General features: G+C 61.5%; 20 protein-coding genes. 7 read left to right on the top strand and 13 right to left on the bottom strand.

Going from position 1 to position 25,602, the window contains the following annotated elements; genetic code table 11:
• Nucleotides 1-71 precede the first annotated feature (71 nt).
• On the bottom strand, nt 72-1,586 hold the full coding sequence (pap, locus tag KUA23_RS21120; protein WP_100490096.1) for a polyphosphate:AMP phosphotransferase: 1,515 nt from the start codon (nt 1,584-1,586) through the stop codon (nt 72-74).
• A gap of 141 nt (nt 1,587-1,727) precedes the next feature.
• On the opposite strand from pap, the gene mnmC reads away from it, so the two are divergent.
• Nucleotides 1,728-3,716 (top strand): bifunctional tRNA (5-methylaminomethyl-2-thiouridine)(34)-methyltransferase MnmC2/FAD-dependent 5-carboxymethylaminomethyl-2-thiouridine(34) oxidoreductase MnmC1, encoded by a 1,989-nt coding sequence (gene mnmC / locus KUA23_RS21125; RefSeq protein ID WP_252992801.1) that lies wholly within the window; start codon nt 1,728-1,730, stop codon nt 3,714-3,716.
• Here the strand turns inward: mnmC and KUA23_RS21130 are convergent.
• Nucleotides 3,713-8,545, bottom strand: coding sequence for an NEL-type E3 ubiquitin ligase domain-containing protein (locus KUA23_RS21130; RefSeq protein WP_252992802.1), 4,833 nt, complete (start codon nt 8,543-8,545; stop codon nt 3,713-3,715). The genes mnmC and KUA23_RS21130 overlap by 4 nt on opposite strands.
• 309 nt (nt 8,546-8,854) lie before the next feature.
• Between KUA23_RS21130 and KUA23_RS21135 the strand changes: the two genes are divergently transcribed.
• From KUA23_RS21135 to KUA23_RS21150, 4 genes are all read left to right on the top strand, one after another.
• Nucleotides 8,855-10,627 carry an N-acetylglutaminylglutamine amidotransferase gene (locus tag KUA23_RS21135; protein WP_252992803.1) on the top strand — a complete coding sequence of 591 codons (1,773 nt, stop codon included), beginning with the start codon at nt 8,855-8,857 and terminating at the stop codon, nt 10,625-10,627.
• Between the two features lie 3 nt (nt 10,628-10,630).
• Entirely contained in the window at nt 10,631-12,364 is a 1,734-nt protein-coding gene (ngg, locus tag KUA23_RS21140) for an N-acetylglutaminylglutamine synthetase (protein WP_252992804.1), read from the top strand.
• A 149-nt stretch (nt 12,365-12,513) separates the two neighbouring features.
• The gene (locus KUA23_RS21145; protein WP_015885092.1) at nt 12,514-13,698 is read left to right on the top strand and encodes an osmoprotectant NAGGN system M42 family peptidase; all 1,185 of its coding nucleotides are present in this window, start codon (nt 12,514-12,516) and stop codon (nt 13,696-13,698) included.
• Nucleotides 13,699-13,757: 59 nt separating this feature from the next.
• Nucleotides 13,758-13,985 (top strand): YheU family protein, encoded by a 228-nt coding sequence (locus KUA23_RS21150; protein ID WP_003192759.1) that lies wholly within the window; start codon nt 13,758-13,760, stop codon nt 13,983-13,985.
• A gap of 2 nt (nt 13,986-13,987) precedes the next feature.
• Here KUA23_RS21150 and csrA read toward each other — a convergent pair whose 3' ends face one another.
• Both csrA and KUA23_RS21160 read right to left on the bottom strand, forming a co-directional pair.
• Nucleotides 13,988-14,191 carry a carbon storage regulator CsrA gene (csrA, locus tag KUA23_RS21155; protein WP_078049540.1) on the bottom strand — a complete coding sequence of 68 codons (204 nt, stop codon included), beginning with the start codon at nt 14,189-14,191 and terminating at the stop codon, nt 13,988-13,990.
• A gap of 128 nt (nt 14,192-14,319) precedes the next feature.
• Nucleotides 14,320-15,135, bottom strand: coding sequence for an SDR family oxidoreductase (locus tag KUA23_RS21160; protein WP_078049541.1), 816 nt, complete (start codon nt 15,133-15,135; stop codon nt 14,320-14,322).
• Nucleotides 15,136-15,463: 328 nt separating this feature from the next.
• Here KUA23_RS21160 and KUA23_RS21165 point away from each other — a divergent pair, with 328 nt between their 5' ends.
• The gene (locus tag KUA23_RS21165; RefSeq protein ID WP_015885095.1) at nt 15,464-15,616 is read left to right on the top strand and encodes a DUF3309 family protein; all 153 of its coding nucleotides are present in this window, start codon (nt 15,464-15,466) and stop codon (nt 15,614-15,616) included.
• A gap of 71 nt (nt 15,617-15,687) precedes the next feature.
• Here KUA23_RS21165 and KUA23_RS21170 read toward each other — a convergent pair whose 3' ends face one another.
• The 5 genes from KUA23_RS21170 to KUA23_RS21190 all read right to left on the bottom strand — a co-directional run bounded on the left by KUA23_RS21170 (nt 15,688) and on the right by KUA23_RS21190 (nt 21,407).
• Complete coding sequence (locus tag KUA23_RS21170) at nt 15,688-17,775, bottom strand: LTA synthase family protein (RefSeq protein WP_099492288.1); 2,088 nt, start codon at nt 17,773-17,775, stop codon at nt 15,688-15,690.
• A gap of 343 nt (nt 17,776-18,118) precedes the next feature.
• A complete protein-coding gene (locus KUA23_RS21175) occupies nt 18,119-18,310 on the bottom strand; it encodes a PLDc N-terminal domain-containing protein (protein WP_003172956.1) in 192 nt (63 codons plus the stop codon).
• Between the two features lie 68 nt (nt 18,311-18,378).
• Nucleotides 18,379-18,909: a hypothetical protein gene (locus KUA23_RS21180; protein ID WP_099492287.1), complete on the bottom strand. Its 531-nt coding sequence runs from the start codon at nt 18,907-18,909 to the stop codon at nt 18,379-18,381.
• A 41-nt stretch (nt 18,910-18,950) separates the two neighbouring features.
• Entirely contained in the window at nt 18,951-19,466 is a 516-nt protein-coding gene (locus KUA23_RS21185; protein WP_078049544.1) for an ankyrin repeat domain-containing protein, read from the bottom strand.
• Nucleotides 19,467-19,580: 114 nt separating this feature from the next.
• Entirely contained in the window at nt 19,581-21,407 is a 1,827-nt protein-coding gene (locus KUA23_RS21190; protein WP_252992805.1) for a long-chain-acyl-CoA synthetase, read from the bottom strand.
• Between the two features lie 352 nt (nt 21,408-21,759).
• On the opposite strand from KUA23_RS21190, the gene KUA23_RS21195 reads away from it, so the two are divergent.
• Nucleotides 21,760-22,038 (top strand): DUF3509 domain-containing protein, encoded by a 279-nt coding sequence (locus KUA23_RS21195; protein WP_010208870.1) that lies wholly within the window; start codon nt 21,760-21,762, stop codon nt 22,036-22,038.
• Between the two features lie 73 nt (nt 22,039-22,111).
• On the opposite strand, the gene KUA23_RS21200 is transcribed toward KUA23_RS21195, so the two are convergent.
• From KUA23_RS21200 to aroC, 4 genes are all read right to left on the bottom strand, one after another.
• Nucleotides 22,112-22,381, bottom strand: coding sequence for a response regulator transcription factor (locus KUA23_RS21200; protein ID WP_078049546.1), 270 nt, complete (start codon nt 22,379-22,381; stop codon nt 22,112-22,114).
• 211 nt (nt 22,382-22,592) lie between these two features.
• Nucleotides 22,593-23,123: a 1,2-dihydroxy-3-keto-5-methylthiopentene dioxygenase gene (locus KUA23_RS21205; protein WP_078049547.1), complete on the bottom strand. Its 531-nt coding sequence runs from the start codon at nt 23,121-23,123 to the stop codon at nt 22,593-22,595.
• A complete protein-coding gene (locus tag KUA23_RS21210; RefSeq protein WP_078050975.1) occupies nt 23,120-24,283 on the bottom strand; it encodes an MFS transporter in 1,164 nt (387 codons plus the stop codon). The genes KUA23_RS21205 and KUA23_RS21210 overlap by 4 nt, the downstream gene beginning before the upstream one ends.
• A gap of 97 nt (nt 24,284-24,380) precedes the next feature.
• The gene (gene aroC, locus KUA23_RS21215; RefSeq protein ID WP_252992806.1) at nt 24,381-25,472 is read right to left on the bottom strand and encodes a chorismate synthase; all 1,092 of its coding nucleotides are present in this window, start codon (nt 25,470-25,472) and stop codon (nt 24,381-24,383) included.
• Nucleotides 25,473-25,602 lie beyond the last annotated feature (130 nt).

The raw sequence follows: 25,602 nt of genomic DNA on the forward strand, positions 1-25,602 counted from the left end.
CGAGGATAGATCCAGCTCAGCGCAACCGCGACGATCATTCACCCCGCCTATGCAAAAGCATGGCGTCGAACCTACTTCTTGCGTTTCTTATCGTGCTTGTCGGTCTTGGCGAACGCCTCTTCCAACGCCAGGTTGATGGTGCGCAACACCTTCACCCGTGCCCAGCGCTTGTCATTGGCTTCCACCAACGTCCAGGGCGCGACTTCGGTGCTGGTGCGGTCGACCATGTCGCCCACGGCCGCGCGGTAGTCGTCCCATTTGTCGCGGTTGCGCCAGTCGTCTTCAGTGATCTTGAAGCGCTTGAACGGAATCTCTTCGCGCGCCTGGAAGCGCTCCAACTGGGTCTGCTTGTCGATGGCCAGCCAGAACTTGACCACAATCACCCCCGCGTCGCGCAGTTGCTCTTCAAAGTCATTGATCTCGCCATAGGCGCGCATCCAGTCCGCCGTGGTGCAGAAACCCTCGATACGCTCCACCAGCACGCGGCCATACCAGGAGCGATCAAACACGGTGAACTTGCCCCGCGCCGGGATTTTCTGCCAGAACCGCCACAAGTACGGCTGGGCGCGCTCGTCCTCGGTGGGCGCGGCAATCGGCACGATATGGTACTGACGCGGGTCAAGCGCCGCCGCCACGCGCCGGATAGCCCCGCCCTTGCCCGCCGCATCATTACCTTCAAACACAGTGACCAGGGCGTGCTTGCGCATGCGTTTGTCACGCATCAGGCCGGAGAACCGCGCCTGTTCGGTGATCAGTTGTTCCTCGTAATCGTCCTTGTCCAGGCGCAGCGTCATGTCGAGGCTGTTAAGCAGGCTCATCTGGTCGACGGCGGTGGGCAGCGGCGCCGGGTTCATGCCACTGGCCTTGCCTTTGGGCAACTTCAAGGCGTTCTGCAAGCCTTCGAGCAGGATCTTGCCCACGGTCAGGCTGCGGTAGTTGCTGTCGACGCCTTCGATCACATGCCACGGCGCATAGTCGCGGCTGGTACGGCGCAGGACGCGCTCGCCGAAATGCACGAACTTGTCGTAGGTCTCGGACTGCTGCCAGTCCAGCGGGCTGATGCGCCAGCTGTGCAGCGGGTCATCGGCCAGGGCCTTGAGCCGCGCCTTCATCTGTTTCTTGGACAGGTGGAACCAGAATTTGAAGATCAGCGCGCCTTCGTCGCAGAGCATTTTTTCCAGGCGTTCGGCGCCGGCAATGGCCTGGTCGAGCCGTGCGTCCTTGATCTGCCCATGCACGCGGCCTTGCAGCATCTGGCTGTACCAGTTGCCGAAAAAGATGCCCATGCGCCCTTTGGCCGGCAGTTGCCGCCAGTAGCGCCAGGCCGGTGGCCGTGCCAGCTCTTCGTCGGTCTGCTGGTCGAAGGTGCGCACTTCAATCAGGCGCGGGTCCATCCATTCATTCAACAGCTTGACGGTCTCGCCCTTGCCGGCGCCCTCAATGCCGTTGATCAGGATGATCACCGGGAAGCGCTTTTGCTGCTGCAGTTCGTATTGCACTTCCAGCAAGGCTTCGCGCAGGGCGGGCACCTCGGCCTCAAAAGTGTCTTTGTCGATGGCGTGACCGATTTCGGCGGATTCGAACATGGGCAGCTCCGTTTCAAGATGGATCAAGACTAGCGGATTGGGCAACGCCATGCGGGAGGAAATTCCACCCGCGCTTGCCATGGATCAATTCAAAGCCTGTTGATCGGCTAGAATGGCGGCCTTGTATTAGCCGAGCCGCCCATGAACCCCATCACCCACGCCCAACTCGACTGGGATGACCAAGGTCGCCCGCACTCGCGGGTGTTCGACGACGTGTACTTCTCCGACCAGTCGGGCCTTGAAGAAACCCGTTATGTGTTCCTTGAACAGAACCGTCTGCAAGCGCGTTTTGCTGCGCTGCCGGTGGGCGGGCGGTTGGTGATCGGCGAGACCGGGTTCGGCACCGGCTTGAATTTTCTGTGTACCTGGCAACTGTTCGAGCAACACGCCGTGGCAGGCGCGCGCCTGCATTTCGTCAGCGTGGAAAAGTACCCACTGAGCCACGCCGACCTGCAACGCGCCCTCAACCTCTGGCCCGAGCTCGCGCCCTTCGCCGCGCCTCTGCTGGCCCAGTACGTCGCCATTCATCAAGGCTTCCAGCGCCTGGTGCTGGATAACGGCCGCGTGACGTTGACCCTGCTGATCGGTGACGTCCTGGAGCAATTGCCGCAACTGGATGCACAGTTCGACGCCTGGTTCCTGGACGGCTTCGCCCCGGCGAAAAACCCCGAGATGTGGACCGCTGAACTGTTCGCCGAGTTGGCCAGGCTGTCAGCACCGGGTTGTACCATCAGCACCTTCACCAGCACTGGCTGGGTGCGTCGGCTGATCAACGCTGCCGGGTTCAAGATGAAGCGCACGCCGGGGATTGGCCATAAGTGGGAGATCCTGCGCGGTGAGTTTCTCGGTTGGCCTTCCGATACACCAACGCCTGCACAACCCAAGCCGTGGTTCGCCCGCCCCCCTGCCCCTCAGGGTGAGCGCCAGGCATTGGTGATCGGCGGCGGCCTGGCCGGTTGCGCCACGGCGGCCAGCCTGGCGGCGCGGGGTTGGCAGGTGAGCCTGCTGGAACGCCATGCGGCCCTCGCCCAAGAGGCTTCCGGTAACCCGCAGGGGGTGCTGTACCTCAAGCTATCGGCCCATGGCACGGCGTTGTCGCAACTGATCGTCGCCGGGTTCGGCTACACCCGCCGCGTGCTCGAACACCTGCATCGCGGCGTGGACTGGGACGGTTGCGGCGTGCTGCAACTGGCCTTCGACGCCAAGGAAGCGCAACGCCAGGCACAACTGGCCGACGCTTTCGCCCCGGACTTGCTGCACCTGCTCGACCGCGAACAGGCCCAGGCCCGCGCCGGCATTGCGCTGGAGCACGGCGGGCTGTTTTTCCCAGAGGGCGGCTGGGTGCATCCACCGGCCCTGTGCGAATGGCAGGCGCACCGGCCTGGCGTCCGCGTACTCACCCACCATGAGGTGCTCGATCTGCGCCGAGTCGACGGCCAGTGGCAGGCCTGGGATGGCGAGCAGCTGCTGGCCAGCGCCGCCGTGGTGGTGCTGGCCGGTGCGGCCGAGGTCAAGCGCTTTGCCGCCAGTGCCGAGTTGCCCCTCAAGCGCATTCGCGGGCAGATCACCCGTTTGCCACACACGACCGAGAGCCAAGCCCTCGCCACCGTGGTGTGCGCCGAAGGTTATGTGGCCCCGCCGCGCCTGGGCGAGCACACCCTGGGCGCCAGCTTTGACTTCACCAACGAAGACCTCACCCCCACGGCCGCCGAACACGCCGACAACCTGGGCCTGCTCAACGAAATCTCCACGGACTTGGCTCGACGCCTGCACGCCGACACCCTGGACCCTGCGACCCTACAAGGCCGCGCGGCGTTCCGCTGCACCAGCCAGGACTACCTGCCGATTGTCGGGCCACTGGCTGACAGCCCGGCGTTCACCGAGGCCTACGCGTCGCTGCGCAAGGATGCCCGCAGCGTGCCAAACATCGACTGCCCCTGGCTCGATGGCCTGTATATCAACAGCGGCCACGGTTCACGGGGGCTGATCACCGCACCGCTGTGCGGCGAACTGCTGGCGGCCTGGCTGGACGATGAACCCTTGCCGGTACCGCGCAGCGTGGCCGAGGCTTGCCACCCCAATCGGTTTGCCGTGCGCGGGCTGATCCGCAGCAACGCCGCAAAGCCCTAGGGCATGACACACCCGCCCAGGTCGCCGTGTTTCAAGGCTTCCTGGGTCAGGCGCTCAAGCTCATCCCGTTCGGCCTTCACCTGTTCCTGGAGTATCGTGTTCATCTGCTCGCGATAGCTGGCGTCGTCCAGCGTCAGGCTTTGGTCGAAGACTGCCTCCAGGCGTAGGTCCAATGGCTCGTTCAGCGCCTCGAACCGCGCTGCGTGAGTGTGCTTGAGGTACTGGGTCCAAAACGGCAAATCCACCAGATACCGCAACAAGCGCGGCGACAGCTCGGCGGACTTGACCACATCCTCTGCGTCATCGAGGTCTTTCGCGGTCACCCCGCCCAAGCGCGAAAAGCGCATATGGGTGGGCTGCCCGGGCAGGTGAAAGCGGTCCACCAGGCCGGTCCGATATGCCAGGCTGACCTCCAGCGGGTCAGCGGCGGGATGTTCCAGGCAATGGTTGTATGCCAGGCGCTCCAACTGATCGATACGGAACAGCCCTCTGGCCAGCTTCAACAAGGGTTCGGCCGTCAGTTGTCCACTGGCGACCAGACGGGCTGCTGCGCGTACTTCGACCAATACTTCCAGGTTGCTGAAACTGACGGCCGCAGCGTCGTCGCAGTTGAGCGGCGTGGCGGCACGCTCGAAAATTTCTTCGCGCAGCTGGGTGTCCTGGCTGGCAGCATCGAGTACCCGCCAGACTCGCCGGTCCATGTCCTCACGCACGTGCTCGGTGTCGGCCGTGCCGCCCAGCTCGGCCAACAGCGTGAACAAGCCGTCACCGCCCGGCTCATCCTTGAGCCCGGTCCAGATCTGGTGTTTCTCGCTAAACCCTGCCACACGCTCATCGGCCAGCCACAGGTCACGCGCCTTCTGCTCAGTCAAGCGGGCAAGATCATCCTCCAGGTACCCCATGCCCACGCCATGCACGTTGCGGTATTCACGGAGCAATTGTTGGCTGCGCGCATCCAACGGGTTATGCCGCAGGTTGACGATCCGCGCATAACTGCGCGGTGCCTGGAACAACCACTCGGGCAATACACTGATATCGTTCCCGCGCAGGTCGAGATTCTCCAGGTACGGCAGGCGCGACACGCCTTTGGGGAATTCCTTGAGTCGGCAATTGCGCAACATCAATTCGCGCAGCATGAACATCCTGCTGACATCCGGGGGGTCCACCAACGGGTTGTTGCTCAGGTTCAACACCCGCAGGCTGCGCAGCCCCGCCAGCGTGTTGCGCGAATACTCATCGAGCAACACGGCATTATTGGCCAGGCACAGGTATTCCAACTCCGGCATCAGCGCCAGCGCCTGCGGGATGCGGCTGACACGATTATCCGCCAGGTTGAGGGACATCAGGTTTTTGAAATGCTTGAGAAAATAGGCCGCAGTATCGGTCAGCGCCATTTGGCCCAGGGACAGCAGCCGCACTTGCTCGAAGCTGACCTGCGTCGGCAGCGTCGGCAAGGGATCATGCAGCATGCTGTCCAGTGACAGCGCCGGCACGCTGCGGCGTTGGTGGTCGAACCGCTGGGTCATGCCTTTCCAGCCATGCTCTATGGCCTTGGCGACCTGATAGCGGCTCAATCGGTAATCCCAGCGCGATATGACGCTGGGATCATGTGCGGAGCGGTCGCTGCGCCAGATTTCCAAGGCATTGTGCAACGCTACGAATTGCCGTTCCAGGGCCTCCACCGCCTTCGCACGGCTCAGGTGATCCGCGCCGGCGGACTGGACAATGCCCGCCAATTGCGTGTCATCCGTCAACGGGTAGAGTTTTCTCATCTTGCGCAACAAATTGGGCACCAAGGACGGCAATGCCGGGGGCGCGCCCTGTATGCACGGGACAGGTTCAGGCTCGGCGGGCACCCATTCGGCTTGCAGGTAGGCTGCCACGCGCGCCCGTCGATCCTGGGTCTGCAAGCGGATACGCGTGAGCAGTCGCTGGGGTACGCCATTGCCTTGCAGGTTCAGGGCTGCACGGTGGCGATTCGGCACTGAATCCACCAGCGCCTGATAAAAACCCAGTGCCCCGTCCGCCCGTTCGGCCAAGGGTCTGTTCGCCTGATCAAACGCCTGGAAACCCTCGGCAGTCTGCACCAGCGTGTGCCGCACACTGGCCGTCGGCTCCCCGACCTCGGCCACGACCTCGCCGTCCACTGCCTGCTGGCGAAGTTGCAGAAACAGCTCGCGGGGCCAGCCTGGCAAATCCTGCATCACCCTCAGGGCGAGGCGTCGGGTCATGGCCTGCGCCTGCTCGGGCAAGTACAAACCGGTCACCGCCTGATCCTGTTGCGTCAGGGCCGCCGCCTCGCGCGCACGTTCGGCAAGCGCCAGCGGAACACGGCCCTGTTTGTGCAGGTACAGGCGCTGGGCATAGGGCGCGTCGGTCAGCACCTCCCAGGCCCGGCGGTTAGAGAGCTGCGGGAAGGCTTTTTTGAGCAGCAGCAGTTCGCCCTGCGTATACCCTTCATGTGCCTGGTACAGCTGTTGCGTCAGCACTTGTTGTTGAGTCTTGAGTGTTACCAGCAAGCGGCGTCTCAGCAGCGCAGGCGCCTCGTCCAACGGAGCCTTTTCGCCCAACAGGGCGCTGCGCTCATCCTCGCTGAGCGCCTGCAACACCGTCTGCATCACCTGCCCGTCCTTGAGCTGGCGCTGGGTGAGGTGAACGCTTAAATCTTTATAATCGAAGGGGCGGACATCGGGGTAGCGTTCCAGCAGCTGGTCCTGCTCATCCAGCAGCTCGATAAACCTTCCCCTCGGCCAGCCTGGCATCAATGGAATCGCCAGCATCTGTGTGAGCGACGTATCGGCGGACGGCACCTCGCCGCGCTTCAGTTGGCCCATCAGGTCAGCCACCTTTTGATGCTGTTTGAAGCGCATCACGCAGTCCTGGAAGCGCTGTGGCAAAGGTTCGTGTTCGAGGGCCAGGCGACGCACCCGAGGGATGTTCAGGTCGGTGACATGGGCCATCGCCTCGGTGGCCTCCGGGCTCCACTCATCGAGGCTGGGGTCGAGGCGGGTCAAGTTGTAGCGCAGGTCATTCCACTGCTCAGGCTGCTCAAAGACATGCTGCCAGCCACCGCGATAGTTATGGTTCAACGGCGGGCGGTAGGCATGTGGACGCAACGGATGGTTGATCCGCCATTTGCCAATGCCCGGGTCGTAGCTGATCGCATAGGTTGCACCATCGAGCTTGACCCAGGACTGCCCTTTCGACTGGACCACACCTTTGCTGTCGGCGACCCAAGGCAGTGCTTCGGGAAGCGCCTGGCTGTAGGGCGCCAGGCGCGGTCGCCACAGGCCCGGGCGGTGGTCGGTGCGCGTGACGGCCTCGACATTGCTGAAAAAATCCGCCGACGACACCCGGGCCTTCAAGGTGCCCACCACCCGCCCACCCACTGCAAACGCGGCCATGGCGGCCAGGCTCTCGCCAATATTGGCCAGGTGATGCAGGGCCTCGACCTTGTCACCATGGGACCAGTCTTCGACGCCATCGAACACCTCGCCCAACAGTTGCCCGACGGCCACGCCCATCATCAACTGGCCGAGTACCGGCACGACTAAAGCAGCCACATTAAGTACATCCAGCCCGGTCTCCAGATAACCCAGCCAGCGGGCCTCATCGGCGTCCTTATCGACCAGCACCGTAGGGGGTGCCAAGGCCAGGGCATCACGCTGTACCTTGCCCACATAGGCATTGAAATAAAACCCTGAAAACCCGCTGTTGACCGGCAAGGGCTCCAGCGAGCCCAGGCTTTTGTCCTGCTCGAAACGCTTAAAAAAATCCAGCCGCACGAACTCATCCAGGTAGCCTGCGAAAAAGCTGCGGTAGGACACCACTTGCAACTTCAAGCGCAAGTACAACTTGAAGTCCTCAAGCCGTTCGTACTCGTACCACGGCCTGACCGGCTCGTTGGGCATATACACCAGGAAAGACCCGGCCCCCAACTTGCCGGGGTCATCATCGGAGACCACCAATACGCTCCACAGGCAAGCGTCATGCAGGTTCAGGCCTTGCCAGCGCAGTGGCTTTTCCAAGGGTGCGAGGTATTCCAGTTCACTGGCGGGGCGGTCAGCCTTGATCAACCTGAGCAGCCGCTCGGCCGTTGCGGCGCTGACGTGCTCCTTGGCGCAGGCGATGTGCAGGTCGATCTGCATGTCCAGGCACTTGGACTGGCCAATCGTCACGGCCGCCGGGTTGTAACTCAAGCCCATCGGCGGCGGCGCTTCGGACGGATGGGGCAAGTTGAACACCTCACGCAGGTGGCGCTGGTAGGCTTCACCCAGGTCCAACTCCCGACAATGGCTCATGAATTGCTGCCCGGTGATACCCGCGAGCACCTGCTGCGTCTTGCCGGAGCGTACCCGTGCCAACGGCGGCCTTTTATCATCGCGCGCCTGGGCCGCATCGAAATTCTGCATGGCTGCCTTGATCAGGCTGTGCTTTTCCCATCGAATCGCTTCAATCAAAGGACCGCTCAGTGGCGGCGCGGGGGCTGAAATCGTGCGCTTGGGTAGCTCCAGTTGGTCATGTTCGACATCAATATTCTCCACACCCTTGCTCAGCAGGAACGTATGCAAGCGCTCCGTGCAGAACTGGTGCAACGGCTGCACGCGCTCCAATAGCTGTTCGAGCTGACGACGTGGCTGTTCACTGTCGGCATGGGCTTTTTCCAGGGCTGCCAGGGTTGCGGGTTCGGCTTCAACCAGCCAGGCAGGCAGGGTGTGGCGCAGTACCTGGGCTTTAGCCAGGTCACCGGTCACGTCCAACAGGACTGCCAGCAGTTCATCGTCCGTTACTGAGTCGGTGACCGCACTCAAATCGCGTTTTTCCGTCATGGATGGGCATCCCTGTCACGCTGCAAAAGAATCACCCACCCTAAAGGCGTGCCGGTTGAAAACGCATTCGAATAACGAGACGGTCAGCCGTCGGATCGGCCGCTTTTTTGTATGCAACCTGGCGTTATGTAACGCCCTTTGCGCCCAGCCCGCGCGGCGTCTGGGGGCTCATATGAGGCGCTAAGGCCATGTGCCTTATAACGTATTGTTCTAAAACTCCCACTGTAGCCCCGTGTCAGTTTCTGGGTACGCGCCCTCAGGGCGTATTGAGTGTTTCCCCTCCCCAACGGAAAAACCGGTAAGGAATTTATGTGCGGATTAGCTGGAGAATTACGTTTCGATGCCCAACCTGCCGACCTGGCTGCGATTGAGCGCATCACCCATCACTTGGCCCCCCGTGGTCCCGACGCCTGGGGCTTTCATGCCCAAGGGCCGATCGCGCTGGGCCATCGACGCCTGAAAATCATGGACCTGTCGGACGGCTCCGCCCAACCGATGGTTGACGCCCACTTGGGGCTGTCCCTGGCGTTCAACGGCGCGATCTACAATTTCCCGGAACTGCGAGAAGAGCTGGAAGCCCTGGGCTACGCCTTCTATTCCGGCGGCGACACCGAAGTGCTGCTCAAGGGCTACCACGCCTGGGGCGAAGCGCTGCTGCCCAAGCTCAACGGCATGTTCGCCTTTGCCATCTGGGAGCGTGATGCCCAGCGTCTGTTCATCGCCCGCGACCGTCTCGGCGTGAAGCCGCTGTACCTGTCGCGCACCGGCCAACGCCTGCGCTTTGCTTCGGCCCTGCCCGCGCTGCTCAAGGGCGGCGATATCAACCCGATCCTCGATCCGGTCGCCCTCAATCATTACCTGAACTTCCACGCCGTGGTGCCTGCGCCGCGCACCTTGCTGGCCGGTATCGAAAAACTGCCACCGGCCAGCTGGATGCGCATTGATGCCAGTGGCAAGACCGAGCAGAAAACCTGGTGGACCCTGCCCTACGGTCCCCATGACGATGAAAAACACCTGACCCTCGAAGACTGGACCGACCGCGTGCTCGACAGCACCCGCGAAGCCGTGGCGATCCGCCAACGTGCAGCCGTGGATGTCGGTGTGCTGCTCTCGGGCGGTGTCGATTCGAGCATGCTTGTGGGCCTGCTGCGCGAGGTTGGCGTGCAGGATTTGTCGACCTTCTCCATTGGCTTCGAAGACGCCGGTGGCGAGGCCGGCAACGAGTTCCAGTACTCGGACCTGATCGCCAAGCACTACGGCACGCGTCACCATCAATTGCGCATTGCCGAAAGCGAGATCATCGAACAACTGCCGGCCGCCTTCCGCGCCATGAGCGAGCCGATGGTCAGCCATGACTGCATCGCTTTCTACCTGTTGTCGCGGGAAGTGGCCAAGCACTGCAAGGTCGTGCAGAGCGGCCAAGGCGCCGATGAACTGTTCGCCGGCTACCACTGGTACCCGCAAGTCGAGGGTGCCAGCGACCCGTATGCCGCCTACCGCGAAGCGTTTTTCGACCGCAGCTACGACGACTATGCCGCCACGGTCGCGCCCAAATGGCTGACCGCCAACGATGCTGCTGGCGACTTTGTGCGCGAACACTTCGCCATGCCCGGCGCCGATGCCGCGGTGGACAAGGCCTTGCGCCTGGACAGCACCGTGATGCTGGTGGACGACCCGGTCAAACGCGTCGACAACATGACCATGGCCTGGGGCCTGGAAGCGCGCACGCCGTTCCTTGACTACCGCTTGGTGGAATTGTCAGCCCGCGTACCCGGCAAGTTCAAGTTGCCCGACGGCGGCAAGCAGGTGTTGAAAGAAGCCGCGCGCCGCGTGATCCCAAGCGAAGTCATCGACCGCAAGAAAGGCTACTTCCCCGTGCCCGGCCTCAAGCATCTGCAGGGCAACACCCTGAACTGGGTGCGCGAATTGCTGCTCGACCCGAGCCAGGATCGCGGCCTGTTCAACCCGGCCATGCTTGACCGCCTGCTCACCGACCCGCAAGGCCAATTGACCCCGCTGCGCGGCTCCAAGCTGTGGCAACTGGCAGCGCTGAACCTGTGGCTCAGCGAACAAGGAATCTGATTGATGAAACCCCATGCAGCGGCTTATAGCCAACGCTTGCTCAAGGGCCAGGCGCCCACCTATGAGCGCCTGCAAGCCCGCCTGGCGGAAGACGGCAGCCCACTGGCCGCCGAGCCGATTGCCGTGCATTGCGGTTGGGGCCGGTTGCTGATCGGGCATACCTTCCCCGACCCGGCGAGCCTGGCCCAGGAACTGCTGAACGAACAGCCTGGCGAGCGTGACATCGCGCTCTACGTGGCGGCACCGCAGCAGATCCTGGGGATCCACCCGCAGCAATTGTTCCTCGACCCGTCCGACACCTTGCGCCTGTGGTTCAGTGACTATCGGCCTTCCACCCGTGTGTTTCGCGGTTTTCGCATTCGCCGGGTGCAGACCGACGCCGATTGGCAGGCCGTCAACCAGCTGTATCAAGGGCGCGGCATGCTGCCGGTCGACGCCGAACGCCTGACCCCGCGTCATCAAGGTGGCCCGGTGTATTGGCTGGCGGAAGACGAAGATAGCGGCGCGGTGATCGGCAGCGTAATGGGCCTCAACCATCAGAAGGCGTTTCACGACCCGGAAAACGGTTGCAGCCTGTGGTGCCTGGCGGTCGACCCGCAATGCACGCGCCCAGGCGTGGGTGAAGTGCTGGTGCGCCATCTGGTGGAGCACTTCATGAGCCGTGGCCTGAGCTACCTGGACCTGTCGGTGCTGCACGATAACCGCCAGGCCAAGAACCTCTACGCCAAGCTCGGTTTCCGCGCGCTCACCACCTTTGCGATCAAGCGCAAGAACGGTATCAACCAACCGCTGTTCCTCGGTCCTGGTCCGCAGGCGGGGTTCAATCCGTATGCGCGGATCATCGTCGAAGAAGCCCACCGGCGTGGCATCGATGTGCAAGTGGATGACGCCGATGCGGGCTTGTTCACCCTCAGCCATGGCGGGCGTCGTGTGCGGTGCCGCGAATCGTTGAGTGACCTGACCAGCGCCATCAGCATGACGCTGTGCCAGGACAAAAGCCTGACCCATAAAACGTTGAAAGCGGCCGGGCTACGGCTGCCGTCGCAACAGCTGGCGGGCAGTGCCGATGACAACCTGGAGTTTCTCGACGAGCACCAGCGCATCGTGGTCAAGCCGCTGGACGGTGAGCAAGGCCAAGGCGTGGCGGTGGATTTGCAGAGCATCGAAGAGGTGCAGCAGGCGATTGAAGCGGCGCGCCAGTTCGACAGCCGTGTGTTGCTGGAGAGCTTTCACGAAGGCCTGGACCTGCGCATCCTGGTGATTGGTTTTGAGGTAGTGGCCGCCGCGATCCGTCGACCTGCGGAGGTGACCGGTGACGGCCAGCATTCCATCGGCGCGCTGATCGAAGCGCAAAGCCGTCGGCGCCAGGCCGCCACCGACGGCGAAAGCAAAATCCCCCTCGATGGCGAGACCGAACGCACGCTGAAAGCGGCCGGCTTCGACTACAGCAGCATCCTGCCCCGTGGCCAGACCCTGGCCGTGCGCCGTACCGCCAACCTGCACACCGGCGGTTGCCTGGAAGACGTCACCGCCATCCTGCACCCCACGCTGGTGGACGCCGCCGTGCGCGCCGCCCGCGCCCTGGACATCCCCATGGTGGGCCTGGACCTGCTGGTCCCCGCCGCCGACCAACCCGAGTATGTGTTTATCGAAGCCAACGAACGGGCCGGCCTGGCCAATCATGAACCGCAGCCTACGGCCGAGCGGTTTGTGGATTTGTTGTTTCCTCACAGTTAACCGATGGCTTGAGCGAGGGGTGGCCTGCCCCGGCCGCATCGCGGACAAGGCTGCTCCCACAGGTTGAACGCCTTCCAATGGGGGAGCTGGCTTGCCGGCGATGAGGCCATCAATGGCCCCCCCATCTTCCCGAGTTATCAGGAGTCTTTATGAGCCGAACCATCCCAGAACCCGATCTGAACTACCTGCAAAAAGTCCTGCTGGAAATGCTCGCCATTCCCAGCCCCACCGGCTTTACCGACACCATCGTGCGGTATGTCGCCGAGCGCTTGGAAGAACTGGGCATTCCCTTCGAAATGACCCGGCGCGGCACCATCCGCGCCACCCTCAAGGGTCAGAAAAACAGCCCCGACCGCGCGGTGTCCGCGCACTTGGACACCATCGGCGCCGCCGTGCGCGCGATCAAGGACAACGGCCGCCTGAGCCTGGCGCCCGTGGGCTGCTGGTCGAGCCGCTTCGCCGAAGGCAGCCGCGTCAGCCTGTTCACCGATAACGGCGTGATCCGCGGCAGCGTGCTGCCGCTGATGGCCTCCGGGCATGCGTTCAACACCGCCGTGGATGAAATGCCGGTGAGCTGGGACCATGTGGAACTGCGCCTCGACGCCTACTGTGCCACCCGCGCCGATTGTGATTCCCTGGGGATCGGCATCGGCGACTACGTGGCCTTCGACCCGCTGCCGGAGTTCACCGAGAGCGGGCATATCAGTGCCCGCCATCTGGACGACAAGGCGGGTGTCGCCGCCCTGCTTGCCGCGCTCAAGGCAATTGTCGACAGCGGCGAGCCCTTGCTGATCGACTGCCACCCGCTGTTCACCATCACCGAGGAAACCGGCAGTGGTGCAGCGGCCGCCCTGCCCTGGGACGTCAGTGAATTTGTCGGTATCGACATTGCCCCGGTCGCACCCGGCCAGCACTCCAGCGAGCATGCAGTGAGCGTGGCGATGCAGGATTCCGGCGGGCCGTATGACTATCACTTGTCGCGGCATTTGCTGCGCCTGGCGTCTGACCACGAATTACCCGTGCGCCGCGACCTGTTCCGCTACTACTTCAGTGACGCCCACTCGGCCGTGACTGCCGGCCACGATATCCGCACCGCCTTGCTGGCCTTCGGTTGCGATGCGACCCACGGCTACGAGCGAACGCATATCGACAGCCTGGCGGCATTGAGTCGCCTATTGGGCGCCTACATCCTCAGCCCGCCCGTGTTCGCCAGCGATGCGCAGCCGGCCCAGGGTTCCCTGGATCGGTTCAGCCATCAGATCGAACACGAGACGCAGATGGAGAGCGACACGCGGGTGCCGTCGGTGGACAGTCTGGTGGGCAACAAGTCCTGAGACTGGCAACTCTGATCCCGGCGCAGTAGGATCGCCGGGATCCATCACCCGAGGCTTGTATGCTGATTCCCTACGACGCACTTGAAGTCGACACCCTGACGCGCCTGATCGAAGACTTCGTCACCCGTGACGGCACCGACAATGGCGACGACACGCCCCTGGAAACCCGCGTGTTGCGCGTGCGCCAGGCGCTGACCAAGGGCCAGGCGCTGATCGTGTTCGACCCGGAAAGCGAGCAGTGCCAGCTGATGCTCAAGCACGATGTGCCCAAGCATCTGTTCGACTGACCTCAGAGATTGGGCACCGGTACCGGATGGGTAGCGGCGCCCTGGCGGTCGCGGATCTTCTGGTAGACCTCGGCCCGGTGTACATGCACCCCGCTCGGTGCCTCCACACCGAATTTCACCTGGGTACCGTTCAGTTCAAGAATGTGCACGGAGATGTCATCGCCGATGGAGATGACTTCGCCCACGGCGCGGCTTAAAACCAGCATGGCGGTTATCCTTTTAGCAATGAAAGGACCTTGACCATGCGCGCTCGGTGTAGGGGCATCAATGGCTTGCGGAGAATTCAGGCAAGCCCTACAAACGCAGGTAAATTGCCTGACAGACTGCTGCCGGATTAGCCCTTGGCTGCCTGCGCCTTGGCACGCATCTTATCGGCCATGCTAGTCATTTCGTCGTACAGCAACTGCGGGTTCTTCTGCTTCAATGCCCATGCCATCCGCCCCTGTTCGTGGGGCAGGATCATGAATTCACCCGCTGCGACCCGCTGATAGATGTAATCCGCGATGTCCGCCGCCGAGATCGGAGAACTCTCCAGCAACTTGCCCACCTGGGCTTTCATTGCCGGGGTCGGCCCGCGGAACGAGTCCAGCAGGTTGGTCTGGAAGAACGACGGGCATACCACATGCACCCCGACTTCCTGTTGCTTGAGCTCCACCAGCAAGCTTTCCGACAGCGCCACCACGCCGGCCTTGGCCACGTTGTAGTTGCTCATGGCCGGCCCCTGCATCAGCGCGGCCATGGACGCGATGTTGATGATGCGGCCCTTGCTCTTTTCCAGCAGGGGCAGGAATGCCTTGCAGCCCTTGACGACGCCCATCAGGTTGATTGCAATCTGCCAGTCCCAATCCTCCAGGGACAATTCGGCGAAGAACCCTCCCGAGGCCACGCCGGCATTGTTGACGATCACATCGACCCCGCCGAGTTTCACCTCGCAGGCCTGGGCAAAGGCGGTGAGCTGGCTGTAGTCGCGCACGTCGCAGCGCTGGGTAAACCCATCGCCACCGGCCTCGCGGACGCGCTTGAGGGTTTCCTGCAGGCCCGCCTCGCTGACATCCGACAAGGCCAACTGCCAACCTTCGCGCGCCCAGCGCAAAGCGATTTCGCGACCCAGGCCGGACCCGGCGCCAGTGATCATCATGCGGTTTTGCATAGGAGGTAGCCTTGTGGTTCACGGAAGAAGTGACCGGCAGTGTAGCGAAGGATTTTCCTGCACCCATCCACCATCAGGGTGATGAATGCCCCCGGCAAACCAGCGGCCCGGTCCGAGGTTCGCCTATAGCCTAAGTTCAATATTTTTCAACTTATAAGGTGAAGTTGCGAACGTATTAAAAGAAATAAGCAAGTTCGCAAATTGCTTAAAAAAAATAGTGAATCTTTCGCGATGGACGGCAGTCGGAGTTGTTAAGGCGTTCGTGAATTAACTAGCGGGCCTATCGTTAATAACCGGTCTTTGCAGAAGGCCAATAAGGAAAAAAACCATGAGCCTCATTCTGATCATTATCTTGATCCTCCTGCTGGTCGGTGGTCTGCCAGTGTTCCCTCACTCGCGTAACTGGGGTTACGGCCCGTCGGGTATCCTGGGCGTCGTACTGGTGGTCCTGCTGGTCCTGTTGTTGCTCGGCCGGATATAAATCCGCGCCGCAGTAAAACACGCACAAAAAAAAGAGGCCTTTAAAAGGCCTCTTTTTTTATGGCCGGTTAATTAGTCCGGCTTGCCGTCAACCACGCCGGCGGTGTTATCCAACAGACTCTTGGTGGCCGTCTGCAGGAAGGACTCGAGTTTCTGCCTCAATGCACCTTCATCCGGTGATTCAGGAATCACTTTACCCGTCGGGTTAGCGCCCAATTCGTATTCCCACAGCTTGGGTGGCATTTCCTTCGGCAGCACCAGAATTCGGTCGCCGGTAACCAACGCAACAGTCTGATCGCTGCCGGACGGTTTGATGACACCAAAGCCTTTATCGCCTTCCGGCAGGTTCAACAGATCGCGACCCCAGCACTGGTGCAGGGTTTCGCCGCCCAGACGGCCCATGATGGTCGGCACGATGTCGATCTGCGTACCCACCGTGTGGTCACGCTCGCCGAACTTCTCCTGCATGCCCGGTGCAATCATCAGCATCGGCACGTTGAAGCGGCCCAAGTCCATTTCGGTGATCTGCTGTTCGTTGCCGAAGCCGTGGTCGCCCACGATCACGAACAGGGTTTCCTTGAAGTACGGCTCCTTGCGGGCCTTTTCAAAGAACTGGCCCAGGGCCCAGTCGGAGTAGCGCATCGCCGTCAAATGCTCATCGAGACTGCCACGGCCTGTCACCCGCTCCACCGGCAATGGCGTCGGCAAGGCATACGGCGTGTGGTTCGACAGCGTTTGCAGCAAGGCATAGAACGGCTTGCCGCCTTCGCGGGCCTTCAACTCTTCCAGGCCACGGTTGAACATGTCCTGGTCGGACACGCCCCATGTCGGGTCGGAGAACACTGGGTCGACGAAATCGTTGCGACCAATGAAGTTGGTCATGCCCTGGTTGCTGAAGAAGCCCGATTGGTTGTCCCAGGCGAAGTCGCCGTTGTAGACATACACGTCGTCAAACTTGCGCGCGCTCAGCAACTGCGGCAGGCCCGACAGCTTGTGGCTGCCTTCCGGGGTCTGCATCAGGTATTCGAATGCCGGCAGGTTCGGGAAGCACGCCATGGTGGCGAACATCCCCTGGTGAGTGTGAGTGCCGTTGGAGAAGAAGCGGTCGAACAACAGGCCTTCCTTGGACAGTTTGTCGAAGTACGGCGTGATGTTGCCCGGACGACCCAGGGCGCCCACCGAGTGGCCGGCGAAGCTTTCCATCAGGATCACTACAACGTTCTTGATCGGCAGGGTTTTCTCTGCCGGCGGCGTGAACTCGCGGCGCACGGCGGCGGTGTCGGTGTCGACCAGTTTTTCTGTCGGCAGCACCAGCATATCGCGCACGGTCTGGGTGGCCAGCGGCTGTTCCAGCGTGGCTTTCCAGGTGTTATCACGATGCTCGGAGAAACGTGCCTTGGCCGCGCCGATCAGCGACAGGGTGCCATTGAGGCCCAACTGGTTGGCGAAGTTGGATTCGGTGGTGTAGACGTCCCCCCAACGCAGCGGCGGGCCCTGGCGCAGGGTGCCACGGGCGGCGACCACGGCGATCAGCAGGCAGACCACGAACACCGCAATGCGTGTGTACCACGGGGCAACCTGGCGGGTGCCAATGCTGCCGCCACTGAACGGGCCACGCGGGCGCGTCGCACGGTCGGCACCTTTGAACGCGATGCTCAGGATCAGCGTGCCCACGGCCCAGGCCAGCAGGTAGCGCACCACCGGGAAACCGTACCAGAGCATGCTCATCACGGTTTTCGGGTCTTCCTTCACATACTGGAAGACCAGGCCGTTGAGGCGCTGGTGGAACTCACGGTAGAAGTCCATCTCCATCAGGCCCAGGAACAGCGCGATGCTGGACGCAACGGTGAGCCAGAAACGGAAAAACCCGCGCGCGGCCATGGCCCGTACGCTGAACAAAGCCAGCAGCAACGGGATCAGCAGGTACACCACCAGGCGGATATCCAGGCGCAGGCCGTTGGCGAACGCTTCAAGGAAGGTCGAGGCCGGCGTGTCGAGGATCATCTCGCGGTTGTAGACCAGCAGCGCCAGGCGCAGCAGGGAGAACATCACCATCATGACCAGTGCGCAGAGCAGCGTGTACGCCAGATGGGATTTGACGGTCGGTTGCAGCAGGCGATTAGAAGCTCGCTGCTGACTCAGGGCGTCCGGGTTTGCCATGTCGTTTCAGGACCCATTGGAAGTTTAAGTGACGAAGTAGTGCAGTGGCGCGAATGGTGCCCGATCAACGGCAGCAAGGCTATTAATTACTGAACGTGCACCGCTGCCCCGCCTTTAGTGGCACGTGCGATAGAGCCTTGGCAGGGAAATAAAGCCGGCGAATTGTCTTGGATGGAATGTGAAAATTCTGTGCAGCGAATATTTCGATACACAAATCTAAGGGTTGTGCTGAAACCAATGTGGGAGCGGGCTTGACCGCGAATGCAGTGGGTCAGTCGAAAAGCGCTGACTGACCTAACGCATTCGCGGGCAAGCCCGCTCCCACATTTAGCGTGCTACGTCATCAAATCCGCACATTGCCCCGCGGCCCGGCAATCGCCCAGATGATCAGGCCCAGCACTGGCAGCAGCAGGATCAACAGGATCCACAGCACCTTGGCGCCCGTGCTCGCGCCGCTTTTGAATACGTTGATGATCGCCCAGATATCCAGCGCCAGGATGATCAGGCCGATCAAGCCATTAAAAGTGGAACCCATGGTGTCGCTCCTAAAGTGAGGGCATGCACCTTTAGGATAGTCAGCCCTGGCCGGGGTTCCGTTTTATTTCAGACGTGGACGGCGATCTTCAGCGCTTCCAGGGACGGCTCGCCCTTGATCCCCACTTCGGCGCACAACTCCAGCACGCGCGGCAGGTCGTTGCCGTACACCAGCACCGCCTGGATTTCATCATCCAGCAGTTGGCTGAAGTTAAGCAGCACGTAGCCGCCGTCTTCCGGGCTGAGGGCGCTCATCTGGATCTGGATACGGTTCAGCGCCGTCAGGTCTTCGGTCTTGGCCAGTTGCTTGGGCTTGAGGTTGAACGCCACGCCGGGACCGAACGACGCGACGATCTGCGCGAACAGGTCGGCGTAGGTGTCGGCCTGGAACAGCACGGTGTCCGGCAGGCTGCCGACCACCACCCACTCACCCAACGGAATGGGGAAGGTGTCGTCGTAGTTGATGTCCGGGTTGGCTGCCAGAAACGCCTCAGGATCCGCGTAGGCCTGAGCCGCTTCATCGGCAATACGCGCCACCTCGTCTTCGCCCATGACCCCGGCGCTGATTTTGCTGATAAGTTCGACGAGGGCGGTTTTCATGGGGCAATCCTGTGGCGTGCTGGTTTTCGAGGGCGCAAAGCCTACACCAGTTTCTGCAATTTCGCCGCCGTATCCACCGCGCCCATGGTCAATGCTGCTGCCAATGCCGTTGCGCCCTGGGCATCGGTAGCCTTGGGGTTGGCGCCCTGGCCGAGCAGGTAGTCGAGCATTTCGACGCGGTTGAACATCGCCGCCATCATCAATGCCGTACGCCCGTCCGAGGAGCAAGCATCGACCGGCGCCCCGCCTTCGATCAGCGCCTGCACCACTGGCAAGTTGCCTTTGAACGCAGCACCGGCAATCGGCAGTTGGTTCTTGTCGTTGGCGATCAGGGGGTCGGCCTTGAACTCCAGCAACACTTTTACCGCATCGGCATGGCCGTGGTAGGCCGACAGCATCAGCAGGGTGTCGCCATTGTGGTTGCGAAAGTTGGCCGGCAAACCTTTGGCCAACAGCGCGGCGAGCATGGCCGCGTCGCCACGGCGCGCTACGTCGAAGACCTGCTCGGCAAATTCGGCGGCTTCGTCATCGGTCATTTGTTTAGCTTGGTCTGACATGTGGGACGGCTCCATAGGTAGTGCTTTATATGGCGCCCAGTGTCGCGATGGAGTTCCCACATGTCATGGCTTTTTTGTCAAAAGCCCCGATAGGCACATTCAATAGCGCTGCCTTTAGTAACGAAAGTGTCCCCCCTGGATCTGCGCCAGCAACTGCCCGGTGACGGGCACATAGCTGTCCGACCCCGGCAGCCAGGCGTAGACCGGGTCATTGCCCGCCTTGTCCGGGTCGAATGCTTCCTCCTTGAGCCGGACCTTCTGGTATTTGAAGGTGCCAGTGGTTTCCATCTTCACTTTGATCCGCAGGAATAGCGGCACTGCGTAGTGCGGCAGCTGACCATGGGCGAACTGCAGCAGCTCACGCAGATCCAGGGCGGCCAAGGACTCGCTCGGGGTAATGGCGACCATGCCCGCGCGGCCGTTGGTGTTTTCGATTTCCACCCCATAGGCCACAACCTCGGCGATCTGCGGGTGTTGCAGCAGGATATTTTCCACTTCCGTGGTGGAGACGTTTTCGCCTTTCCAGCGATAGGTATCCCCCAGGCGGTCGACAAATTGCGCATGGCCAAAGCCGATGCTACGCACCAGGTCGCCGGTGTTGAAGTAGCGGTCGCCCTTCTCGAACACATCACTGAGGATCACCTTGCGGTTTTTTTCGGGGTCGGTGTAGCCGTCATAGGGCGATTTTTCATCGATCCTGGCGAGCAACAACCCCTGCCCGCCTGTCTTCACTTTGTGCATGAAGCCATCGCTGCCACGGATCGGTTCACCGGTGTCATGGGCGTAATCCACCAACGCCCAATGCTGCAGGCAAAAGCCGACAGTGTTATCGAAGTTCAAGACGTTGGTGAAACCGATATTGCCGTCGCTGGCGGCATACAACTCGCAAACATGCTCTACGCCGTAACGCGACTTGAACTGCGCCCACACGCCTGGGCGCAGGCCATTGCCGACCATTTTGGTCACGCGATGCCCGCGGTCGTTTGCACCTGCAGGCTGGTCGAGCAAGTAACGGCACAATTCGCCGACATACCCGAGGGTGGTCGCGTTGAATCTGCGGGCGTCATCCCAGAATTGGCTGGCACTGAACTTGCGCCGGATGGCGAACCCCGACGCCCCCACAATCGCCGAACCCCAGCACACGCACAGACCCGTGGCGTGGTACAGCGGCAAGGTGCAATAAAGGACATCGTCCGGCCCCATGTCCAGGGCAATGCTGCCGAAGCTGACGGCAGTCTTGGTCCAACGGCCATGCTTCATGATGCCGGCCTTGGGCAATCCGGTTGTGCCGGAGGTGTAGATATAGAAGCAGGGGTCGTTGAAGAAGATCTGCGCGGTGCTTGGCGGGTTGTCCACAGGGCACTCGGCGCTGGCGGCCAGCAAGTCGCAATAACCGCCGGGCGCTGCACTGGACTGTTGGTCTGCTACAAACCAGGTCCGCTCGGCGGGAATCTCTACCTGGTCACGCACCGTTTCATAAGCAGCCACCAATTCTGCACCGACTACAATCGCCACCGGGCTCACCAGGTTCAGGCTGTGCACCAGCGCCGCTTGGGTCTGCGCGGTATTGAGCATCGCGCAGATGCCGCCCAGCTTGGCCACGGCCAGCACGCTGAGGAGCAACTCCGGGCGGTTTTCGATAAACATTGCTACCACGTCGCCCTTGCCGATGCCTTGGGCATGCAGATGGTGGGCAATGCGGTTGGCCTGCTGATTGGCTTCGGTGTAACTAAGCACACGATCGGCGTACAACAACGCCGTGCCCTGCGGGTTGCGCAGGGTCGCTTGTTCGAAATGCCAGCCAAGGCCACAAGGTTGTGCGGGGTCGGTGACATTGGCGGCGCGCATGCCGCGGACCACACGGGGCAGTGCGCGAACGATGGCAGGCACCTTACGCAGCATCATGCCCCAGGTGATCATGTCGTTTTGCGGGTGGTTCATGGGAACCTCCTTTTTCTTATTCTTCTTAAACCTCGAAGGAAAGTACGCCAGCCCCTCTTCGGCTGTACACGCGGGATTTGAAAAGTTTTGTATCCCGATGGGTGAGCGTTGAAAAAAGGAATTTAGTCGGGCGGCGGCAGTCTTTATGAGTAAGGACGCGCCCGTTCGTCCGTGGCGAGCAACGCAAAATGCAGGATGCATGATGGCCATTCATGCAAATTGCACGAATACGAAAAATTGCATTTTTTATAACACGCTGATTTATAACGATATTTTATAAATTCAGTAGCTGGCACAATCACTGCACCTATCTCTCCATGCTTGCCCAATTGAGCCAACGGAGCTGATAGACATGAGCCTGATCCAAGATAAATTCGCTTCAGTATTCTCCAACTACGACGTCACCACCCAGCCACGTCCTGACGGTGGCATCCTGTTGACCCTGCGTAACAGTGAAGGCAAACAGGTCAAGCGCTCGATCTCTTACCAACAACTGCACACTGCCGACCAGCTGACCTGGGTCATCAGCGCCATTCGCCGCGACCTGGCAGAACAAGCCAGCGATCTGCCGCAAATTTCGATGTTGCAAAGCCAGAACCGCTTTGCCCTGCCGACCTACCATTCGGCTTAAGCGCCTAAGCTTAAGTAGCAGACACAGAAAAGGGCCGCGACACCGTTGAGTGTCGCGGCCCTTTTTCATGGATTCAGAATAGCCCCATGCGCGCCGCTTCGTTCAGCGCCTGGACACGGTTGCTGACTTGCAACTTGCCATAGATGTTGCGCAGGTGGAATTTCACCGTGGCTTCGGAGGTGGCGCGTATCTGGCTGATCTCCCAGACAGTCTTGCCTTCGGAAGCCCAACGCAGTATCTCCCGCTCCGCAGGCGTCAGCGGCTTTCCGGCCAGGTTGATCCGTCGCCTCAGCGCATTGGGCACCGAATAAGGCGCTTGGGATGATTCCCTTGGACCTCTCATTGGTTTCTCTCCTTATTTATTGGCTTAGCGTTATCACCCTTCGGATTCCTCCTATTGACAGGTGATATAAACGTTAATACCGAGGAGAGTTACACAATGAGGGAGACTCAGGCGTAGGCCTTGAAATAAACAGCAAGGCCTCACAAAGTTTTAAGCTTCTTCCCACAACAACTTCCACCCTTCAAGGGTTGAAGTTTCTGATAGCCCGCGATTAATCGTCCAAACCGGGTAAGCGACGGGCAATCTCGTCACCGGTGAATTGCGGCAACAACCCTGTTGCGGTGTTGAATAACCGCAATGCCACAACGTGCGGGTTCTCACCTATATCAAACCAGTGCGCCATGCCGGCCGGGATCACCAGCAGGTCGTTTTTCTCACAACGCACGGCGTAGACAGAGTCGCCTATGTGCAGGGCAAACAGGCCCTGCCCTGCCAGGAACACCCGTACGTCGTCTTCGCTGTAGCGGCGTTCATCCAGAAACTGCGCACGCAGTTCGTCCTTTTGCGCGTGGTCGCCGGTAACCCTGAGCACTTCCACGCGGGCGTAGCCAAGGGCATCGACCTGCGCCTGGTAGGCCGCAACCAGTTCAGCATCGCTGGCGCCCTTCTCGGTCGCGACGGGTTGCCAACGCTCAAAGCGCACACCCTGTTCGGCGAGGGTCGCGGCGATGTCATCGAAATGGGTCAGGACCTTGTTCGGAGTGTCCGGTGTAGCGACGGAGTAGACAGCGACATAACTCATTGAAGGGTTCCTTGGTTCTGCTCGTGCAATCGAAGACCGATGATGATGGCGGCGGCCAGGGCCGCGACACTGGCGATACTGAAGGTCAGGGTCGGCCCCAACAGGTTCCAACTGTAACCCGAATACAACGCGCCCAATGCGCCGCCGGTGCCGGCCAGGGCGGCGTACAGCGCCTGGCCCTGACCTTGTTGCCTGTCGCCGAAACTGCGCTGCACAAAGGCAATCGCCGCCGCATGAAAACTACCAAAGGTGGCGGCGTGCATCACTTGCGCCAGCAGCAGCACCCAGAAAAACTCGGCAAACGAGCCCAGCAGTAACCAGCGCAGCGCCGCCAACAGGAAGCTGGCCAGCAGCACCCGGCGTACTGAGAAGCGCGAGAGGATGCGGCTCATGGCCAGGAACATCAACACTTCCGCCACCACCCCCAACGCCCACAGCAGGCCGATCACGCCACGGCTGTAGCCCAGGTGTTCGAGGTGCAGGGTCAGAAAGGTGTAGTAGGGGCCGTGACTCATCTGCATCAAGGCCACGCAGGCGTAAAACGCCAAGACCCCGGGGCTGCGCAGTTGCTTGAGAAAGCCATCGCCCGCCAGGCGGTTACCCTGGGTGGCGGGCTGCGCATTCGGCACCCACAGGCTCGCGCCAATGATGCCGGCCATGATCACCACGACCACCACCGGGTAGATGTCCAGGCTCAGCCAATCGAACAGGCGGCCCATGATCACCACGGTAAGGATGAACCCGATGGAACCCCACAGGCGGATCTGGCTGTAGCGTGCGGTCTGTTTTTGCAGGTGCGCGAGGGTAATCACTTCGAACTGTGGCAACACCGCGTGCCAGAAGAAGGCATGCAGGGCCATCACCAGGGCCAGCCAGGCGTAGGTGTGGCTGACGAAGATCAGCGAAAAACTCACCAGCGTGCACACCGCGCCAAACCGCACGATGGCCAGGCGTCGTCCGGTGTAGTCGCCCAGCCAGCCCCACAGGTTGGGTGCCACGCAACGCATCAGCATGGGGATGGCCACCAGCTCGCCGATGCGCGCGCTGGAGAATCCCAGGTGGTCGAAATACAGCGCCAGGAATGGCGCTGTCGCCCCGAGCAGGGCGAAGTAGAAGAGGTAGAAGCTGGAGAGGCGCCAGTAAGGAAGTGCGGGCGTCATGTCGATTTTTGGGGCTGCTTCGCAGCCCAGCGCGAGCAAGCTCGCTCACCACAAAAAGCTTGCTGAGCACAGCAAGCTCGCTCACCACAGCAGGCTGTCACAGCTGGCCCAGCACCGGTGTATTCACGCGCACATCGGCGTTTTGCCCACGGTTGCGCAGCAGGTGGTCCATCAACACGATGGCCATCATGGCTTCGGCGATCGGCGTGGCACGGATGCCGACGCACGGGTCGTGGCGGCCCTTGGTGATCACGTCCACCGGGTTGCCCTGCACATCGATCGAACGGCCCGGGGTGGTAATGCTCGAGGTGGCCTTGAGCGCCAGGTGCGCAACAATCGGCTGGCCGGAGGAAATGCCGCCGAGGATGCCGCCGGCGTTGTTGCTGAGGAAACCTTCCGGGGTCAGCTCGTCGCGATGCTCGGTGCCGCGCTGGGACACGCACGCGAAGCCGGCGCCGATTTCAACCCCCTTCACGGCATTGATGCTTATCAGCGCGTGGGCCAGTTCGGCGTCGAGGCGGTCAAAGATCGGCTCGCCCAGGCCCGGCTTGACGCCTTCGGCCACCACGGTGATCTTGGCGCCGACGGAGTCCTGGTCGCGGCGCAGCTGGTCCATGTAGGCCTCCAGTTCCGGCACTTTATCCGGGTCCGGACTGAAGAAGGCATTGTCTTCGACGCTGTCCCAGGTCTTGAACGGGATTTCAATCGGCCCCAACTGGCTCATGTAGCCGCGAACAGTGATGCCCTGGCTGGCCAGGTATTTCTTGGCAATGGCACCGGCAGCTACGCGCATGGCCGTTTCGCGGGCCGAGCTGCGGCCACCGCCGCGGTAGTCGCGCTCGCCGTATTTGTGGTGGTAGGTGTAGTCGGCGTGGGCCGGGCGGAACAGGTCCTTGATCGCCGAGTAGTCCTTGGACTTCTGGTCAGTGTTGCGGATCAGCAGGCCGATGGCGCAACCGGTGGTGCGGCCTTCGAACACGCCGGAGAGGATCTCGACTTCGTCAGGCTCCTGGCGCTGAGTGGTGTGGCGACTGGTGCCGGGCTTGCGACGGTCGAGGTCACGCTGCAGGTCTTCCAGGGACAGCTCGAGGCCGGGCGGGCAGCCGTCGACAATGGCGACCAACGCCGGGCCATGGCTTTCGCCCGCGGTGGTGACAGTGAACAGCTTGCCGAAGGTATTGCCGGACATGCAGGGCGCTCCGTGAAATCAGTTGAATCAAGTCAACCGTAATAACTTAAGGCGGCCAGTATACGCAGGCTAACCGAGTAGTTCATCCTCGAAACCTTACCGGTAGACCTTGGTCCAACCGGCACCTTCC

This window comes from Pseudomonas pergaminensis (genome assembly GCF_024112395.2).
Lineage (GTDB): Bacteria > Pseudomonadota > Gammaproteobacteria > Pseudomonadales > Pseudomonadaceae > Aquipseudomonas > Aquipseudomonas pergaminensis.

Coding starts and splice junctions, on each gene's coding strand:
- pap (WP_100490096.1), bottom strand. CDS start 1,586: ATGTTCGAATCCGCCGAAATCGGTCACGCCATCGACAAAGACACTTTT.
- mnmC (WP_252992801.1), top strand. CDS start 1,728: ATGAACCCCATCACCCACGCCCAACTCGACTGGGATGACCAAGGTCGC.
- KUA23_RS21130 (WP_252992802.1), bottom strand. CDS start 8,545: ATGACGGAAAAACGCGATTTGAGTGCGGTCACCGACTCAGTAACGGAC.
- KUA23_RS21135 (WP_252992803.1), top strand. CDS start 8,855: ATGTGCGGATTAGCTGGAGAATTACGTTTCGATGCCCAACCTGCCGAC.
- ngg (WP_252992804.1), top strand. CDS start 10,631: ATGAAACCCCATGCAGCGGCTTATAGCCAACGCTTGCTCAAGGGCCAG.
- KUA23_RS21145 (WP_015885092.1), top strand. CDS start 12,514: ATGAGCCGAACCATCCCAGAACCCGATCTGAACTACCTGCAAAAAGTC.
- KUA23_RS21150 (WP_003192759.1), top strand. CDS start 13,758: ATGCTGATTCCCTACGACGCACTTGAAGTCGACACCCTGACGCGCCTG.
- csrA (WP_078049540.1), bottom strand. CDS start 14,191: ATGCTGGTTTTAAGCCGCGCCGTGGGCGAAGTCATCTCCATCGGCGAT.
- KUA23_RS21160 (WP_078049541.1), bottom strand. CDS start 15,135: ATGCAAAACCGCATGATGATCACTGGCGCCGGGTCCGGCCTGGGTCGC.
- KUA23_RS21165 (WP_015885095.1), top strand. CDS start 15,464: ATGAGCCTCATTCTGATCATTATCTTGATCCTCCTGCTGGTCGGTGGT.
- KUA23_RS21170 (WP_099492288.1), bottom strand. CDS start 17,775: ATGGCAAACCCGGACGCCCTGAGTCAGCAGCGAGCTTCTAATCGCCTG.
- KUA23_RS21175 (WP_003172956.1), bottom strand. CDS start 18,310: ATGGGTTCCACTTTTAATGGCTTGATCGGCCTGATCATCCTGGCGCTG.
- KUA23_RS21180 (WP_099492287.1), bottom strand. CDS start 18,909: ATGAAAACCGCCCTCGTCGAACTTATCAGCAAAATCAGCGCCGGGGTC.
- KUA23_RS21185 (WP_078049544.1), bottom strand. CDS start 19,466: ATGTCAGACCAAGCTAAACAAATGACCGATGACGAAGCCGCCGAATTT.
- KUA23_RS21190 (WP_252992805.1), bottom strand. CDS start 21,407: ATGAACCACCCGCAAAACGACATGATCACCTGGGGCATGATGCTGCGT.
- KUA23_RS21195 (WP_010208870.1), top strand. CDS start 21,760: ATGAGCCTGATCCAAGATAAATTCGCTTCAGTATTCTCCAACTACGAC.
- KUA23_RS21200 (WP_078049546.1), bottom strand. CDS start 22,381: ATGAGAGGTCCAAGGGAATCATCCCAAGCGCCTTATTCGGTGCCCAAT.
- KUA23_RS21205 (WP_078049547.1), bottom strand. CDS start 23,123: ATGAGTTATGTCGCTGTCTACTCCGTCGCTACACCGGACACTCCGAAC.
- KUA23_RS21210 (WP_078050975.1), bottom strand. CDS start 24,283: ATGACGCCCGCACTTCCTTACTGGCGCCTCTCCAGCTTCTACCTCTTC.
- aroC (WP_252992806.1), bottom strand. CDS start 25,472: ATGTCCGGCAATACCTTCGGCAAGCTGTTCACTGTCACCACCGCGGGC.